This is a genomic window from Spirilliplanes yamanashiensis, from assembly GCF_016863475.1.
GTDB classification, from domain to species: Bacteria; Actinomycetota; Actinomycetes; order Mycobacteriales; family Micromonosporaceae; genus Spirilliplanes; species Spirilliplanes yamanashiensis.
On record NZ_BOOY01000031.1, the window covers coordinates 96,720 to 112,969 of the forward strand.

Consider the following 16,250-nt stretch of genomic DNA (forward strand, 5'->3'; position numbering starts at 1 on the left):
GGTCCGCCCGCCACAGCATTCACTACTGACGGGCCTGACGGAAGCCGGGACGAGGTGACGATGACCGATCGTTGCGGTGTGACATCCATCAATCGGTCACCCTGCGCCCCGGGCCTCTCACATATTGATCACATCAACGGGCCCCGACCAGCCCCGCGCGGGCCGGAACGGCACCCAGTTCGTCCAGGAGCGCCAGCATAGGACCGATTTCCTCGTAGCAGACGAGCACCACCTCGCCCGGCTGCGCCATGGACAGCGCCGTGGCCAACGCCTCACGGGCGTGCGTCACACGTTCGCACCGGGCGTCGGCCCGGCGGGCGCGGATCTCGCGCTGCACGAGGGCCGGCACCTCACCCGGCGTGCGGCCGCGCAGGTCCTCGTCCTCGTACACGACGACCCGGGCGAAGCCGTCGGCGATCACCTGCGCGGAGGCGGCGAGCAGGTCGTCGCGGCGGTCGCCGGGCAGGGTCACCGCGGCCACGCAGCGGTCGCGGCCGAACAGCCGGTGCAGGGTACGGGTGGCGGCGGCCAGCGCGGCCGGGTTGTGCGCGTAGTCGACGAACAGGTGGACGTCGTCGCGGCGCAGCAGCATGCCGCGGCCCGGGTTGTCCTGCCGCGGGTCGAACGCGGCCAGCCGCTCGACCACGACGTCGTGCGGCGTGCCGAGGGCGCGGGCCGCGGCGACGGCGGCCAGCGCGTTGCCGGGGGCGTGCGGCGCGGCGCCGCCGAAGGAGCCGGGCAGCTCCGCGGCGCGCAGCAGCGGCGTGCGCCGCGAGCCGACGGCCTGCACCAGCCAGCCGTCCTCCAGCAGGTACGCGGTGCCACCCCGGCCGAGGTGCGCGGCCAGCACCGGGTTCTGCGGGTCGGTGCCGAACCAGACGACGCGCTTGCGGTCGGCCCGCACCCGGGGCCGCTCGACCAGGCTGCGCACCCACGGGTCGTCGGCGTTGAGCACGAGCGTGCCGCCGTCGCGGACCCGCTCGGCCACCAGCGCCTTGACGTGCGCGACGTCCTCGACGCTCTCGATGCCGTCCTGGCCGAGGTGGTCGGCGGTGATGTTGGTGACCACGCCGACGTCGGTCCAGTCGTAGCCCAGCCCGCGGCGCAGGATGCCGCCGCGCGCGGTCTCCAGGACGGCGACCTGCACGGCCGGGTCGCCGAGGACGGTCTGCGCCGAGCGCGGCCCGGTGGCGTCGGCGCGCAGCACCTGACGGCCGCCGATGCGCACGTCGTCGCTGGACGCCACGCCGACGGTCTGGCCGGTGCCGGCGAGCAGGTGGGCCGCGAGCCGGGTGACGGTGGTCTTGCCGTTCGTGCCGGTGACCGCGACGGTGGGGATGCGCCCGTCGGCGCCGCCCGGGAACATCGCCCCGACGACGGCGTCGCCGACGGCGCGGGCGCGGCCCTGCACGGGCGCCAGGTGCATGCGCAGCCCGGGGACGGCGTTGACCTCGATGATCCCGGCGTCGGGCTCGGCGGGCTCGGCGACGGCGGGCAGCGGCGCGGCGATGTCGGCCAGCCGCAGGTCGATGCCGGCGATGTCCAGGCCGACGAGGGCGGCGGCGCGCACGCACAGCCGGGCCACGTCGGGGTGCACCCGGTCGGTGACGTCGCGGCTGGTGCCGCCGGTGGACAGGTTGGCGTTGGCGCGCAGCCACACGGTGCGGCCGGCCTGCGGCACGCTGTCCAGGCCGTAGCCCTGGTCGGCGAGCAGCGCGCGGGCGTGGTCGTCGACGATCAGGCGGGTCAGCGTGCGGGTGTGCCCGTCGCCGCGGCGCGGGTCGGCGTTGGCGGCGCCGATGAGCCCCTGCACGGTGTGCTCGCCGTCGCCGACGACGTGCGCGGCGACCCGCTCGGCCGCCGCGGCGACCTCGCCCGCCACGACGAGCACCCGGTAGTCGCGGCCGCCGAGCTCGCGCTCGACGATGACGTCGCCGCCGACCTCGCCGTACGCGCGGCGCACCTCGTCGGGTCCGCGCAGGCCCAGGTGGACGCCGCGGCCGTGCCGGCCGTGCCGGGGCTTGAGCACCACGGGCCCGCCGAGGTCGGCGGCGAGCCGGGCGGCCGCGTCGGCGTCCGCGGCGAGGCCGCCGGCCGGCACCGGGACGCCGGCGTCGCCGAGCAGCTGCCGGGTGAGGTGCTTGTCGCAGGCGATGTCGACGCCGACGGCGCTGGTGCGGTCGGTCATCGCGGCGCAGGCGAGCCGCCGCCGGGCGCCCCAGCCGAGCCGCAGGAGGCTGTCGTCGCCGAGCCGCTCGACGGGGATGCCGCGGCGGCGGGCGGCGGCGATGATCGCCTCGGTGCTCGGGCCGGCGGCCTCGGCGTCGCGCAGCTCGCGCAGGGCGGCCAGCCGGGCGCGCACCTGCTCGGCCAGGCCGGCCTGCGCCGGGGCGTCCCCGCCGCCGTCGACCAGCGAGGTGACCAGGTGCACGGCCAGATCCAGCAGCTCGCCGGGCAGGGTCGAGCCGGCGGCCTCGTCGACCGGGCACTCGACGATGACGTCGTACAGGCCGGGCTCGCCGGCGGACACGGTGCGGCCGAAGCTGACGTCGCGGCCGATCAGCTGGGACAGCTCGATGCACGCGTGCTCGGCGATGTGGCCGAAGTAGGTGCCGCCGCGCAGCCGGCTGACGAACCCGCCGGGGGCGCCGGCGGCGCAGTGGTGCTCGGTGAGGCCGGGCAGGATCCGCAGCAGCCGCTCGGTGAACCCGGCGACCTCCGTGCTCTCACGCCCGGCCAGCTCGTCCAGGCGCAGGCGGGCGACGACGGCGGGCCGGGAGAGGTACACGTTAGGTCCGCGCAGGTGCCGGATGTGCAGGATCTTCATGCCACTTCCCTCATTCCCCGTTCCCGGCGGCCGCGTCGGGAGTCGACGGGCTACGGCCGGTCAGATCGAAGGTGCAGCCCGCGGGCAGGACGTGGATCCGCGCGTCGGTCAGCGCGAACGGGCCGTGGGCGGGGGCGCTGATCCGGTCGGCGAGGCCCGCGTCGATGACGGTGACCGAGCCGTCCCCGATCACCTCGAAGCGGTCGCCCTCGACCAGGATCGCGGTGCCCTCGTCGATGCCGAGGGCCAGTTCGTGCGGGTAGAGCGCGACGGCGCTGAGCAGCCGGTTGAGCCGCCCGCGCTCGCCGAAGTGCATGTCGACCAGCACGCCGGGCAGGAACTCCAGGCCGGGGCCGGTCTCGACGCTGGCCGCGGAGACGCCGGGCTGGTCGCCGCCGACGATCATGGTGCCGGCCATCATGGCCGCGCCGGCGCTGGTGCCGCCGAGGATGATCTCGCCGGCCTCGACCCGCGCCTGCAGCAGCTGGTCGGACCGGGTGCCGCCGATGATCGCGGCGATCCGGCGCTGGTCGCCGCCGGTGAAGTACACGGCGGTGGCGTCGTCGAGCACCTCCAGGGCGGCGTTGCCGTTGGCCTGGCCGCGCCCGGTGAGCCGCAGCGCCTCGACCTGCTTGGCGCCGAGGCGCTCGAACGCGTCGGCGTACTCGGCCTCGAGGACGTCGGGTTCCTCGCTGGCGGTGGCGATGACGACGATGCGGGCGTCGGGCCCGCCCGCCAGCTCGACGAAGCGGCCGAGGATGGCCGCCCCGGCGGGCGCGTGCCGTTCGGCGCCGCCGATGACCAGCAGCCGTCGCCGGCTGCGGGTCGCTGCCCTGCTCTGCACGGTCCTCGTGCTCTGCCTGCGCGCCACGTCCAGTCCCCCGTTCCCGCCCTCGCGGGCGGCGGGGCTTAATCGGAGGCTAAACGCCCGAAACGCGAGACATGATGCAAATGTGGGTTTCCTTCGCGATACCGGCACGTGAACCGGCACGTCCGCCGGGCGGCACCAGGTGGGTCACCTCCGGTTCGCCGTCGGCGAAGGACCGCGCCCGCGCCTCCAGGTCGCGGTCCCGCCGCGAGCGACGCCGCCGCCAGCAGCGCCGCCGGCAGGCCGGCGACCTGCGCCACCGCGCCCGGGCCAGGGCGCCCAGCGCGCCTGGCAGCCGCCGACCACGATCTGGTACGTGGCCAGCCCGCGCGCCCACACCCAGCCCGGCAGGAACAACTGCAGCGACGCGTCGACCGTCGAGATCACCAGCGCCGAGCAGCAGGCCGTAGCCGCCGGCGCCCAGGCCGAGGCGGCGGCTGGCGACCAGCGGCAGCAGCGCCCACAGCGCGCCGGCCGGCGCCACGAACAGCCCGACCCGCAGCAGCACCCGCCGCACGACGGGCGAGCAGCACCCCCGCGGCGGCCAGGCCGAGGCCGGGTGTCGGTGCTCACCCCGCCATCCTGGGGTCAGCGGCGGCGGCGCGCCCCCGGACCGGGCCGCGGCACGACGTCGCGCGGGGTGTCCAGCCGGTGCCCGGCGGCGCAGTGCAGCTCGGCGTGCACCTCGGCCTCGCAGCCGCGGTGCACGGTGCGCAACGGGGGGCCGTCCGGGCCGGCGAGGTGCCGGTCGCCCCACTCGCGCAGCGCGACGAGGATCGGCCACAGCTCGAGGCCCTTGTCGGTGAGCCGGTACTCGTGCCGCTCGCGGGCGCCCGGCTCCCGGTACGGCTCGCGGCGCAGGATCCCCTGCTCGACGAGCCGGGCCAGCCGGTTGGCGAGCACCTGCCGCGGGATGCCGGTGCGCGCGCGCATGTCGTCGAAGCGGCGCACGCCGGTGAACACCTCCCGGCACACCACGACGGTCCACTTCTCGCCGAGCACGGCCATCGCGCCGCCGATCGTGCAGCCGTCGACGGTCCAGTCGGCGGCACTGCCCGGAGCGCTGTCGGGGGTGGTGCCCGTCACGGCGGTCATCCGCCCAGGCTAAGTCTCATTGACAGACCCAGCAACCCGGTGCGAGGCTGCGTCCATGACGCAGACCCAGGACGACACCCGCACCCGCACGTTCAGCTGGAGCGACCCCGCCGCCCTCACCCGCCTGCGCCACCTCACCGGCCTGGAGGTCCTGCAGGCGATGAGCCGCGGCGAGGCGCCCCCGCCGCCGATCATGCACACGATCGGCGCCGACGGGTTCGAGGCCGAGGAGGGCCGCGTCACCGTCCTGCTCCAGCCGCAGGAGTTCCACTACAACCCGCTCGGCACGGTGCACGGCGGCATCCTGTCCACCCTGCTCGACACCGCGGCGGCCTGCGCGGTGCACAGCACCCTGCCCGCCGGGGTCGGCTACACGTCGCTCGACCTCAGCGTGAAGTTCCTGCGCCCCGTCACCCTCGCCTCCGGGCGCCTGCGCTGCGAGGGCACCGTGCTGCAGCGCGGCCGGCGCACCGCCCTCGCCGAGGCGCGCCTCCACGACGGCGCCGGCAAGCTCGCCGCGCACGCCACGTCGACCTGCCTCATCTTCGACGCCACCGGCGCGTAGCCCGGCGCGCCGTTTCAGCGCCCCGGGCGCGGGCACCCATCGATCCACATCGGGAGGTGGGGCGATGACCGACGCGCGGGACCGGCTCGACGACGACGAGCGGCAGCGGCTCGACGAGCAGGAGGCCGAGCAGGTCGAGCCCCTCCGCCCGCCCGACCTCAACCAGGAGTCCGACCGCTCCGCCACCCGGCTGGAGCTGTTCTTCGACCTGGCCTTCGTGCTGTTCGTCGCCCGCTGCGCCGACGTGCTCGCCAAGGACGAGACCTGGCACGGCGGGCTGGTGTTCGCGGCCGTGCTGACCGCCGGGTGGTGGGCGTGGGCCAGCACCACCCTGTACGCGAACCGGTTCGACACCGACGACGCCGTGTTCCGGCTGCTCACCCTCGCCGGCATGGCCGGGGTCGTCGGGATGGCGGCCGCCGCCGACAGCATCGCCAAGCCGGAGGGACGGTGGTTCGCCCTCGCCTACGTGGTGCTGCGGCTCGCCCTGATCGCCGGCTACCTGCGCGCCTGGCGGCACATCCCCGACGCCCGGCCCACGATCCTGCCGTACCTGGCCGGGCACTCCGCCGGGGCGCTGCTGTGGACCGTGTCCATCGTCGTGCCCACCCCCGCCCGGTACTGGCTGTGGGCCGCCGGCGTCCTCGTCGACCTGGCCGGGCCGACCCTGGCCGCCCGGCTGCGCGACGCCGTGCCGCTGCACATGGAACACCTGCCGGAACGCTTCGGGCTGTTCGTCATCCTGGTGCTCGGCGAGTCCGTCGCCGCCACCGTCACCGGGGTGCACGACGGCGGCTGGAAGGCACCGGTGGTGACGGCGGCGCTGTTCGCGTTCGTCGTGGCCGCCGCGCTGTGGTGGATCTACTTCGACCTGTCGGGCGGCGCCGCGAAGCGCCGCCTGCTCGAGGAGGGCGACGGCGGCACCCGGCAGGGCGTGCACGACTTCTACGTGTACGCCCACCTGCCCGTGGCCGTGTCGCTCGCCGCGGTGGCGGTCGGCCTGGAGCACGCGGTGCTGCACGGCGCCGACGACCACCTCTCGGCCGGCACCCGCGGGGTCCTCGCGGCCGGGCTGGGCGGGTACCTGCTCAGCACCACGCTGCTGCAGGGCGGGCTGAGCCGGCAGCCGCGGTCGGCGCTGCTGTGGCCGGGCGCCGGCGTCCCCGTGACGGTGGTGATCTGCCTGCTGGACCTCGGCCCCGTGCTGACCCTCGGCCTGCTGGCGCTGCTCGTGGCGGCCGGTGTCGTCACCGGGTTCCTGCTGCACCGCGCCGGCGAGGTGCGCACCGCCAAGGTCTGAGCGCCCCCTCCCCCTCGGGTCGGGCCCCGGATCGTCCTGTGGGCCGACGAGCCGGGCCGCCCGGCCGAACAGGATGAACGGGACCGCACGCATCGAGGGGGAGACATGTTACGCAGACTGCTGTCCGGGCTGACGGCGCTCGCCGTGACCACCGGCCTGCTGACCGTCGCCGCACCCGCGGGCGCCGCGCCGCCGGTCGACGACACCCGCGCCCGCCTGCAGGCGCTGCTCGACGCGGAGGTGGCCGCCGGCATGCCGGGCGTGGTCGCCGAGGTCCGCGACGGCCGCCGCACCCACCGGCTCGCGAGCGGCCTGGCCGACCCGCTCGCCGGCCGGCCCGCGAAGCCGGACATGCGGCACCGCGCCGGCAGCATCACCAAGACCTTCGTCGCCACCGTCGTGCTCCAGCTCGCCGCCGAGCGGCGGCTGCGGCTGGACGCGCCCGCCGGCCGGTACCTGCGCGACGTCCCGCCCGGCGTGACCGTGCGGATGCTGCTCAACCACACCAGCGGCATCGGCAACTACACCGACGCGCTGCTGGCCACGCCCGAGGCGATCATCGACAACGCCGACACCGAGTTCCGGCCCCGGCAGCTGGCCCGCATCGGCCTCGGCCTGCCCGCGACCGGCGCGCCCGGCGAGCGGTACTCGTACTCCAACACGAACTACGTGCTGCTCGGGCTCATCGTCGAGCGGCTCACCGGCCGGCCGTTCGAGGCCGAGGTGGCCCGGCGCATCCTGCGGCCCCTCGGCCTGCGCGACACCTACGTGCAGGGCGCCGAGGAGCGGCTGCGCGGCCCGCACATGGGCGCCTACGCCCCGTACGAGGGCGGGCTGTACGACTTCAGCGCGTACAACGGCACCTGGGCGTGGGCGGCCGGCGCGCTGATCTCGACCCCGTCGGACCTCAACCGCTTCTACCGCGCGCTGCTCGGCGGCCGGCTGCTGCCGAGCGCCCAGCTGGCCGAGATGCGCCGCACCGTCGTGCAGGACCCGGCGTACCCGGACGCGGGCGGCTACGGCCTCGGCCTGTACTTCGTGCAGCTGCCGTGCGGCCGGGTCTGGGGCCACGACGGCGGCACCATCGGCCACGCCATGATCTCGTGGCACCGCGAGGACGGCACGCGGCAGCTGACCCTGTCGGAGAACATGCGCTTCTACAGCCTGCCCGGCGAGGCCCACCCGATCGACGAGGCCCGCGCGGCGTTCCTGATCACGGCGCTGTGCGGCGACGCGCCGGCCGCGGCCACCCGGTCGGCGGGCGGCCCGCTGCCCGGCCCCGTCACCCCGGACGTGGCGCGCTTCTAGGCGCCACCGCCGCCGGCCCGGATGGTGCCACCCGGGCCGGCGGCACGGTCGCCCTCAGGACCCTGCGGTGACCGCCGCCGACACCACCGGCAGCAGGTCGGCCGCCGGCGGCTGCCACACCGCCGCGTCGGCGTCGACCTGCTCGCCGCTGCGGATGTCCTTCACCGAGTCGGCCGCGCCGTCCGCGCCCGGGAACCACACGAACGGGATGCCGCGCCGCTCCGCGTACCGGATCTGCTTGCCGAACTTCGCCGCCGCCGGCGCCACCTCGGTGGCGATGCCGCGCGAGCGCAGCGCCCCCGCGACCCGGCCGGCGGCGGGCCGGGCGTCCTCGTCGGTCAGCGCCACCAGCACGCAGGTGGGCACCGCGCGGGACACGGTCAGCGCGGACCGGCCGAACAGCAGGCCGAGCAGCCGGGACACCCCGATGGAGATGCCGACGCCCGGGAACCGCTCGGCGCCCGAGCTGGCCAGGTTGTCGTAGCGGCCACCCGAGCAGATCGAGCCGGAGCTCTCGTACCCGGCCAGCACGGTCTCGTAGACGGTGCCGGTGTAGTAGTCGAGCCCGCGGGCGATCTTCAGGTCGGCCACCACCAGGCCGGGGCTGTGCGCGGCGGCCGCGTCGACGACCCGGACCAGCTCGTCGAGGCCCTCGTCGAGCAGCGGGTCCGTGACGCCGAGCGCGCGCACCCGGTCGGCGAACGAGGCGTCCGGCGCCGCGATCGCCGCCAGCTCCAGGCAGGCGGCGGCCTGCGCGTCGGTGGCGCCCGCCGTCTCCGTCAGCAGCGCCGCGACCTTGCCGGGGCCGATCTTGTCCAGCTTGTCGACGGCGCGCAGCACCGGCTCCGGGTCGGCCAGGCCGAGGCCGCGGTAGAAGCCCTCGCAGACCTTCCGGTTGTTGACCATGATGGTGACCGGCGGGATCGGTAGGCCGCGCAGGGCGTCGCCGACGACCAGCGGCATCTCCGCGTCGTAGTGGAACGGCAGCGTGTCCCGGTCGACGATGTCGATGTCGGCCTGCAGGAACTCGCGGTAGCGGCCCTCCTGCGGCCGCTCGCCCCGCCACACCTTCTGGATCTGGTAGCGGCGGAACGGGAACTGCAGCCGGCCCGCGTTCTCCAGCACGAAACGGGCGAACGGCACGGTCAGGTCGAAGTGCAGGCCGAGGTCGGCGTCGCCGCCGGAGTCCTGCAGCCGGCGCAGGACGTACACCTCCTTGGAGGTCTCCCCCTTGCGCAGCAGCTGGTCCAGCGGCTCGACCGCGCGGGTCTCCAGCGGCGCGAAGCCGTACAGCTCGAACGTGCGCGCGATGCGGGCGAGCAGCTGCTGCTCGATCATGCGCTGCGGCGGCAGCCACTCCGGGAAGCCGGACAGCGGCGTGGGCTTGCTCATGGTTCTCCTGACGAGTTACAGGCCGCGGTGCGGCGCGCTCTGCAGACCCCGCAGGAACGGGTTCGCGGCGCGCTCGCGGCCGATGGTGGTCTCGGGGCCGTGGCCGGGCAGCACGACGGTGTCGTCGGCCAGCGGCAGGACCTTGTCCCGCAGGGTGGCCTGCATCGCCGCGTCGTCGCCGCCCAGGTCGGTGCGTCCGATGGAGCCCGCGAACAGCACGTCCCCGGACAGGCAGAGCTGCTCCGCCTCCCAGGGTGAGCCCGCGGCCGGCAGCCGGAACATCACCGACCCGCCGGTATGGCCCGGGGCGTGGTCGACGGTGATCTCCAGCCCCGCCAGCACCAGCGCCTCGCCGTCGGTCAGCTCGGCCACGTCGTCCGGCTCGGTGTAGCGCAGGCGGCCGCCGAACAGCGCGTCCAGCGTCGTGCCGAACGGCCGGGCCGGGTCGGCGAGCAGGTCGGCGTCGGCCGGGTGGATGTACGCCGGGATGCCCCGCGCGCCGCACACCGGCGCCACGGAGAAGGTGTGGTCGACGTGACCGTGGGTGAGAAGCACCGCGGCCGGGTGCAGCCGGTGCTCGGCGAAGACCTCCTCCAGCCGGTCGGCCACGCCGATGCCGGGGTCGACGACGACGCACTGCTCGCCGGGCCCGGTGGCCACGACGTAGCAGTTGGTGCCGAAGGCGTCGGCCGGGACGGCGGTCACGAGCACGGGCTGACCTCACTGACGGGGCGGGGGTTCACGCACGAGACTAGTCGGCCACCCGGGCGGCCCCGACACCGTACACACCGTGACGGAACCTCGCACACCACATTCCCAGCCGATACCCGTACACTCTGGCGGGCGTGTGGCGTGGCGCACCCGGTGTGCGACGAACGGCACGCCCGGGTGAGGGATGAGGAGGAGCACTCGGTGGCATCCACCAGGGACAGGGCGCGCAAGCTCGCGCGCTTGAAGCTCGACCGTCAGCAGGCGCGCCGCGCCGCGAGGGCGCGCCGCCGCCGGCAGCTCCAGGCGGGCATCGGTGCGGCGGTCGCGTTGCTCCTGGTCGTGCTGGGGGCCGTGTGGTTCACGGGCGGCTTCGACGGCGACGACCCCGCGGACACCACCGCGCAGGACGTCTGCACCTGGACCCCACAGGACGCGGCGTCGAACGACAAGCTCAAGGACGTCGGCACGCCGCCCACCACCGGCATCGCGCAGGCCGGCACCCGGCCCATGACGGTCACCACCAACCAGGGTGCGCCGATCACGGCGTCGCTGGACCTGGCGGGGGCGCCCTGCGCCGGCACCAGCCTGGCGTTCCTGGCGGGCAAGAACTTCTTCGACAACACGAAGTGCCACGAGATCACCGCCGAGGGCGCGCTGCGCTGCGGCGACCCGAGCGGCACCGGCCTGGGCGGCCCCACGTACTCGTTCTTCAACGAGAACGTGCCCTCGGCGCCCGAGCCGCAGCCGTCCGCGTCCGCCGCGCCGGCGCCCGCCGCCCCGCTGTACCCCAAGGGCACGGTGGCGATGGCCGGCACCACGCCCGGCGCGAACGGCAGCCAGTTCCTGATCTTCCTCAAGGACTTCACGCCCGCTGCCGACGCCGCCCCGCAGTACCCGATCGTCGGCACGGTCACCGCCGGCCAGGCCACCCTCGACGCGATCGCCAAGATCCCGACGGTGGACAACGGCAGCGGCGCCAAGACCAAGCCGAAGACCGACGTCGTCGTGCAGTCCCTGACCGTCGGCGGCATCGACACGGGCCTCGAGGCACCACCCTCGTCCGCCCCGTCGTCCGCCCCCGCTTCCTGAACACACCCCACCCGGGAGGAACACCGTGTCGTCGATCAAGGACCGGCAGCAGCGCGCGGCCGCGCGTGCCCGGCTCGAGCGGGAGATGGCGGAGCGCGCCGCCGGCGCCAAGAAGCGCCGCCAGACCCTGACCATCGTCGGCTCCGGCCTGGCGCTGCTGCTGGTCGTGGCCGGCTCCGTCTGGCTCGTGTCCACCCTCGGCTCCGACGACGAGGGGGACGGCACCCAGACCGTGGCGTCGAAGCCCGGCGAGACCCCGTGCGTCTGGAACCCGGACTCCAGCGGCGGCCAGAACCCGATGATCAAGGACGTCGGCACCCCGCCGCCGAGCGTCCCGAACGTCGGCACCCGCGTCATGACGATCGACACCAACCTCGGGCCGATCACCACCACGCTCGACCTGAGCAAGGTGCCGTGCGCCGGCGCCAGCTTCGAGTTCCTGGCGAGCAAGAACTTCTTCGACGGCAGCAAGTGCCACCGCCTCGTCACGGAGAACATCCACGTGCTGCAGTGCGGCGACCCGAGCGCCCGGGGCGCGGGCTACCGCGACACCGACGGCACCGGCGGCCCCAGCTACCGCTACGCCGAGGAGAACCTGCCGCGCACCGCGCCGGAGGGCCAGGCGTACCCCAAGGGCAGCATCGCGATGGCGAAGACGCAGGAGGCGTCCAGCACCGGCTCGCAGTTCTTCATCAACTACGAGGCGTCGCCGCTGCCGCCGCAGTACACGCTGCTCGGCACCATCAGCTCCGGCCTCGACATCGTCGAGAAGGTCGCCAAGGCCGGCCACCTGCCGGGCGCGCAGCAGGGCGACGGCAAGCCGAAGCAGGAGCTGGTCATCAACAAGCTGACGGTCGCCGCCGGCTGACCACCGCCGCTCACCGAAGGGCCGTCCCCGCCACGGGGGCGGCCCTTCGCCGTGACCCGGGTCACACCGCTCACCGTCCACATGGGACAACGCGCGACCCGCCCGGCGTGACAGGCTTCCCTCGTCATCGGGGGGTGTCGATCCCCCGACCGATCACGGGGGATTCATGAGAAGACTGTGGTACGCCGCCGCGGCCCTGACGCTGACGTCGGCACTGACGGTCGGCATCGGCGGGCCGGCGCACGCCTACTGCTCGACGCCGTACAAGTGGACGACGCCGAGCGCCGTCAAGGTCCGCAACGGCGCCGGCATCCCGACGCCCTGGGACGCCATCCTCACCGCGTCGGCGGGCCAGTGGTCCGGCATCAGCGGCTCGACGTTCCGGATGACCGCCGTGGCGCGCAACTTCAACGGCCCCATCTACGGCGGCTCGGTCACCCACGGCGCGAGCAGCTCGCACCGCCCGGAGGCCCCGGGGGTCACCCTCATCTCGCGCAACGGCAACACCATCACCAGCGTGCGCACCATCTTCAACCCGCGCTGGCACTTCAACGACACCGGCTCGTTCAACCAGAGCAGCAACCCGCCCCGGGCCGACGTGCGCACCGTGCTGGTGCACGAGCTGGGCCACTGGCTCGTCCTCAACCACCCGAGCGCCTGCGCCGGCGCGATGACGGCCTCGGAGAAGGCGTCCTCGATGAACCCGAACTTCACCAAGAAGTGGAACACCAACGCCGACGACAAAGCCGGCGCGGCCGCCAAGTACTGACCAACCCAGCGCATCGGAGTTTCGCATCGTGAAGAGAACATCCGCGCCGCTGCTGCTGATCGCGGCCGTCGCCACCGTCCTGTCGTCCGGCTGCGCCGGCGCACCCGCCGCGGCCCCGCAGCAGCCCGCCGGCGCCTCCACCGATTTCCTGGTCGAGGGCTACCCGCTGGACCGCAGCCTCGACGGCGTGTCGCAGTTCGGCATGCTGGAGAGCGCCGTCGTGCTCACCAAGCTGTCCGCCGCCCCCGGCGTCTGGCTGACCGACGACGGCCGCAAGCCCGCCCTCAACACCGTCGACGGCGAGCTCGTCAACCCCGACGAGCCGCTGGCACTCGCCACCCCCGTCAAGGGGCACGTGAAAGAGGTGCTGTGGGGCGCCGGCGAGGCCGGCACGTCCGGCATCGTCTACCTGGACGGCGGCGAGGCCGACGGCTACACCGTCGAAGCCGCCGGCGAGATCGCGGTCAGCGGTGCCGACCTGGCGGCGAAGGGCACCGTCGTCGCGGCGGGCACCCTCGTCGACAAGGGCGGCTACAAGGGCCTGCAGGCCTCGTTCCTCTACGAGGTCGGCGCCGACGGCGAGACCCTGACCAGCCTGCTCGAGAGCGCCAGCGAGGACACCCACCCGGTGTTCACCCTGACCGAGCTGCGCCAGCGCCTGCGCGACCGGACCTGCGCGCTGCCCGAGGGCGAGCAGCCGGCCGGGCTCGACTGCTGATCACCTGAACGCGGAGGGCCGTCCCGGTTCGGGGCGGCCCTTCGTCGCGGGTCAGGCGCCCGAGGTGACCCGGTAGGCGTCGAAGACGCCGTCGACCTTGCGGACGGCCGCCAGCAGGTGGTTCAGGTGCTTCGGGTCGGCCATCTCGAAGCTGAACCGGCTCACCGCCACCCGGTCGCGGGTCGTGGTGACCGTCGCGGACAGGATGTTCACCCGCTCCTCGCTCAGCACCTTCGTCACGTCGGCGAGCAGCTTGTGCCGGTCGAGGGCCTCCACCTGGATCGCCACCAGGAACGTCGACGCGCTCGTCGGCTTCCAGCTGACCTCGACGACCCGCTCGCTCTGCTGGCGCAGCTCCTCGGCGTTCGCGCAGTCGTCGCGGTGCACGCTGACGCCACCCGACCGGGTCACGAAACCGAACACCGTGTCGCCCGGCACCGGGGTGCAGCAGCGGGCCAGCTTCACCCACACGTCGCTGACGTTCTTCACCACGACGCCCGGGTCGCTGGCGGCGCTGCGGTTGCGCGGCGGCCGCGTCGCGACGGCGGTCTCGGCGATGTCCTCGACCGCGCCCTCCTCGCCGCCGTAGCCGACGACGAGCTTCTGCACCACCGACTGCGCGGAGACCTGGTTCTCCCCCACCGCCGCGTACAGCGACGCCACGTCGGCCAGGTGCAGGTCGCGGGCGATCGCCAGCAACGCCTCGCTGGTGAGCAGCCGCTGCAGGGGCAGGCCCTGCTTGCGCATCGCCTTGACGATCGACTCCTTGCCCTCCTCGATCGCCTCCTCGCGCCGCTCCTTGTTGAAGTACTGGCGGATCTTCGTGCGCGCCCGCGGCGACTTCACGAAGCCCAGCCAGTCCTGCGTCGGACCGGCCGTCGCCGACTTCGACGTGAAGATCTCGATCACGTCGCCGTTGGACAGCGTCGACTCCAGCGGCACCAGCTTGCCGTTGACGCGGGCGCCGATGCACTTGTGCCCCACCTCGGTGTGCACCGCGTACGCGAAGTCCACCGGCGTCGAGCCCGTCGGCAGGGGGATGACGTCGCCCTTGGGCGTGAAGACGTACACCTCCTGACTGGACAGGTCGAAGCGCAGCGCGTCCAGGAACTCGCTCGGGTCGCTCGCCTCGCGCTGCCAGTCCAGCAGCTGCCGCAGCCACGTCATCTCGTCGATGTGCGCCGGCGGCCCGACGATCGTCGCGCCCTTCTGCTCCTTGTACTTCCAGTGCGCGGCGATGCCGAACTCGGCGGTGCGGTGCATCGCGTACGTGCGGATCTGCATCTCGACCGGCTTGCCGGTCGGGCCGATCACCGTCGTGTGCAGCGACTGGTACATGTTGAACTTCGGCATCGCGATGTAGTCCTTGAAACGGCCCGGCACCGGCTGCCAGTTCGCGTGGATCACCCCGAGCGCCGCGTAGCAGTCGCGCACCGTGTCGACCAGGATCCGCACCCCGACCAGGTCGTAGATGTCGTTGAAGTCGCGGCCCCGCACGATCATCTTCTGGTAGATCGAGTACAGGTGCTTCGGCCGGCCCGTCGTCTCGGCCTTGATCTTCGCCGACTTCAGATCCAGCTGAACCTTGTTCGTCACCTGGCGCAGCAGCGCCTCACGCTGCGGCTGGTGCTCCCCGATCAGCCGGTTGATCTCCTCGAACCGCTTCGGGAACAGCGTCGCGAACGCGAGATCCTCGAGCTCCCACTTGATCGTGTTCATACCGAGGCGGTGCGCCAGCGGCGCCAGGATCTCGAGCGTCTCCTTCGCCTTCTGCTCCTGCTTCGGCCGCGGCAGGAACGTCAGCGTGCGCATGTTGTGCAACCGGTCGGCCAGCTTGATGACCAGCACCCGCGGGTCCTTGGCCATCGCCACGACCATCTTGCGGATCGTCTCCGCCTTGGCCGCGTCGCCCAGCTTCACCCGGTCGAGCTTCGTCACGCCGTCGACGAGCAGCGCCACCTCGGGCCCGAAGTCGGCCCGCATCGCCTCGAGGTCGTACTCGGTGTCCTCGATCGTGTCGTGCAGCAGCGCCGCCACCAGCGTGGTGGTGTCCATGCCCAGGTTGGCAAGAATGGTCGCCACCGCGAGCGGATGCGTGATGTACGGGTCGCCGGACTTGCGGTACTGCCCCGAGTGCCACCGCGCCGCCACGTCGAACGCCCGCTGCAACTGCCGGCCGTCCGCCTTCGGGTGGCTGGCCCGGTGGGTGGCGATGAGCGGCTCGAGCACCTCGCTGACCTGCGGCGTCTGCCACGGCGCGTTGAACCGGGCGAGCCGGGCCCGCACCCGGCGGCCGGTGGGCGCCTGCGCCAGGCCGAACGGCGAGGCGGGCGAGACGGGCTCGACACCGCCGTCGGCCGGCGGGGTGGTGGCGCCGGCGTCGGCCGCGGCGGGCCGGGAAGGCGTGGGGGCGGGCCTCGCCGCCGGGCTGGGGGTGGCCGGCTTCGCGGCCGGGCCAGACGTGGCCTGCGGGGCGGGCTTCGGCGCCGGGCCGGGCGTGGCGGGCGGGGCCGGTTTTTCCGCCGGGCCTGGCGTTGCGGGCTTCGAGGCCGGGCCCGACGTAGCGGGCGGGGCCGGCTTCACCGCCGGGCCAGGCGTGGCGGGCTTCGCGGCCGGGCCCGACGTAGCGGGCGGGGCCGGCTTCGCCGCCGGGCCGGGCATGGTCGGCGGCGTGGTCTTCGGCGCCGAGCCGGGATCGGGTGCCGGGTTCGCGGCTGGGCCGGGCGCTGTGGCGCCCTTC

General features: G+C 74.2%; 14 protein-coding genes. 7 read left to right on the plus strand and 7 right to left on the minus strand.

Translation table 11 applies throughout. From position 1 onward, the window contains the following. Positions 1 to 133 precede the first annotated feature (133 nt). The 4 genes from cphA to Sya03_RS22350 all read right to left on the minus strand — a co-directional run bounded on the left by cphA (position 134) and on the right by Sya03_RS22350 (position 4,790). Positions 134 to 2,827, minus strand: coding sequence for a cyanophycin synthetase (gene cphA / locus Sya03_RS22335; protein ID WP_203940322.1), 2,694 nt, complete (start codon positions 2,825 to 2,827; stop codon positions 134 to 136). Between the two features lie 10 nt (positions 2,828 to 2,837). Continuing rightward, the gene (locus tag Sya03_RS22340) at positions 2,838 to 3,671 is read right to left on the minus strand and encodes a cyanophycinase (protein WP_203940323.1); all 834 of its coding nucleotides are present in this window, start codon (positions 3,669 to 3,671) and stop codon (positions 2,838 to 2,840) included. A 76-nt stretch (positions 3,672 to 3,747) separates the two neighbouring features. Then, a complete protein-coding gene (locus Sya03_RS22345) occupies positions 3,748 to 4,203 on the minus strand; it encodes an MFS transporter (protein ID WP_239107764.1) in 456 nt (151 codons plus the stop codon). A gap of 80 nt (positions 4,204 to 4,283) precedes the next feature. Next, the gene (locus Sya03_RS22350) at positions 4,284 to 4,790 is read right to left on the minus strand and encodes a winged helix-turn-helix transcriptional regulator (protein ID WP_203940324.1); all 507 of its coding nucleotides are present in this window, start codon (positions 4,788 to 4,790) and stop codon (positions 4,284 to 4,286) included. A gap of 55 nt (positions 4,791 to 4,845) precedes the next feature. Here Sya03_RS22350 and Sya03_RS22355 point away from each other — a divergent pair, with 55 nt between their 5' ends. The 3 genes from Sya03_RS22355 (at position 4,846) to Sya03_RS22365 (ending at position 7,963) form a co-directional block, all read left to right on the plus strand. After that, the gene (locus tag Sya03_RS22355; RefSeq protein ID WP_203940325.1) at positions 4,846 to 5,355 is read left to right on the plus strand and encodes a PaaI family thioesterase; all 510 of its coding nucleotides are present in this window, start codon (positions 4,846 to 4,848) and stop codon (positions 5,353 to 5,355) included. A gap of 64 nt (positions 5,356 to 5,419) precedes the next feature. Next, positions 5,420 to 6,655, plus strand: coding sequence for a low temperature requirement protein A (locus Sya03_RS22360; RefSeq protein ID WP_203940326.1), 1,236 nt, complete (start codon positions 5,420 to 5,422; stop codon positions 6,653 to 6,655). A 105-nt stretch (positions 6,656 to 6,760) separates the two neighbouring features. Further along, positions 6,761 to 7,963 carry a serine hydrolase domain-containing protein gene (locus Sya03_RS22365; RefSeq protein ID WP_203940327.1) on the plus strand — a complete coding sequence of 401 codons (1,203 nt, stop codon included), beginning with the start codon at positions 6,761 to 6,763 and terminating at the stop codon, positions 7,961 to 7,963. A gap of 54 nt (positions 7,964 to 8,017) precedes the next feature. Here the strand turns inward: Sya03_RS22365 and hisS are convergent, their stop codons facing one another. Beyond that, entirely contained in the window at positions 8,018 to 9,355 is a 1,338-nt protein-coding gene (gene hisS, locus Sya03_RS22370) for a histidine--tRNA ligase (protein ID WP_203940328.1), read from the minus strand. Between the two features lie 15 nt (positions 9,356 to 9,370). Beyond that, positions 9,371 to 10,066: an MBL fold metallo-hydrolase gene (locus Sya03_RS22375; RefSeq protein ID WP_203940329.1), complete on the minus strand. Its 696-nt coding sequence runs from the start codon at positions 10,064 to 10,066 to the stop codon at positions 9,371 to 9,373. Positions 10,067 to 10,267: 201 nt separating this feature from the next. Here Sya03_RS22375 and Sya03_RS22380 point away from each other — a divergent pair, with 201 nt between their 5' ends. The 4 genes from Sya03_RS22380 to Sya03_RS22395 all read left to right on the plus strand — a co-directional run bounded on the left by Sya03_RS22380 (position 10,268) and on the right by Sya03_RS22395 (position 13,510). Next, entirely contained in the window at positions 10,268 to 11,155 is an 888-nt protein-coding gene (locus Sya03_RS22380; RefSeq protein WP_203940330.1) for a peptidylprolyl isomerase, read from the plus strand. A gap of 25 nt (positions 11,156 to 11,180) precedes the next feature. Continuing rightward, the gene (locus tag Sya03_RS22385) at positions 11,181 to 12,023 is read left to right on the plus strand and encodes a peptidylprolyl isomerase (protein WP_239107765.1); all 843 of its coding nucleotides are present in this window, start codon (positions 11,181 to 11,183) and stop codon (positions 12,021 to 12,023) included. Positions 12,024 to 12,189: 166 nt separating this feature from the next. After that, positions 12,190 to 12,792, plus strand: a complete 603-nt coding sequence (locus tag Sya03_RS22390; protein WP_203940331.1) for a matrixin family metalloprotease — start codon at positions 12,190 to 12,192, stop codon at positions 12,790 to 12,792. Positions 12,793 to 12,820: 28 nt separating this feature from the next. Beyond that, complete coding sequence (locus Sya03_RS22395) at positions 12,821 to 13,510, plus strand: hypothetical protein (protein ID WP_203940332.1); 690 nt, start codon at positions 12,821 to 12,823, stop codon at positions 13,508 to 13,510. A 51-nt stretch (positions 13,511 to 13,561) separates the two neighbouring features. On the opposite strand, the gene Sya03_RS22400 is transcribed toward Sya03_RS22395, so the two are convergent. Beyond that, a complete protein-coding gene (locus tag Sya03_RS22400) occupies positions 13,562 to 16,171 on the minus strand; it encodes a RelA/SpoT family protein (protein ID WP_275411471.1) in 2,610 nt (869 codons plus the stop codon). Positions 16,172 to 16,250 lie beyond the last annotated feature (79 nt).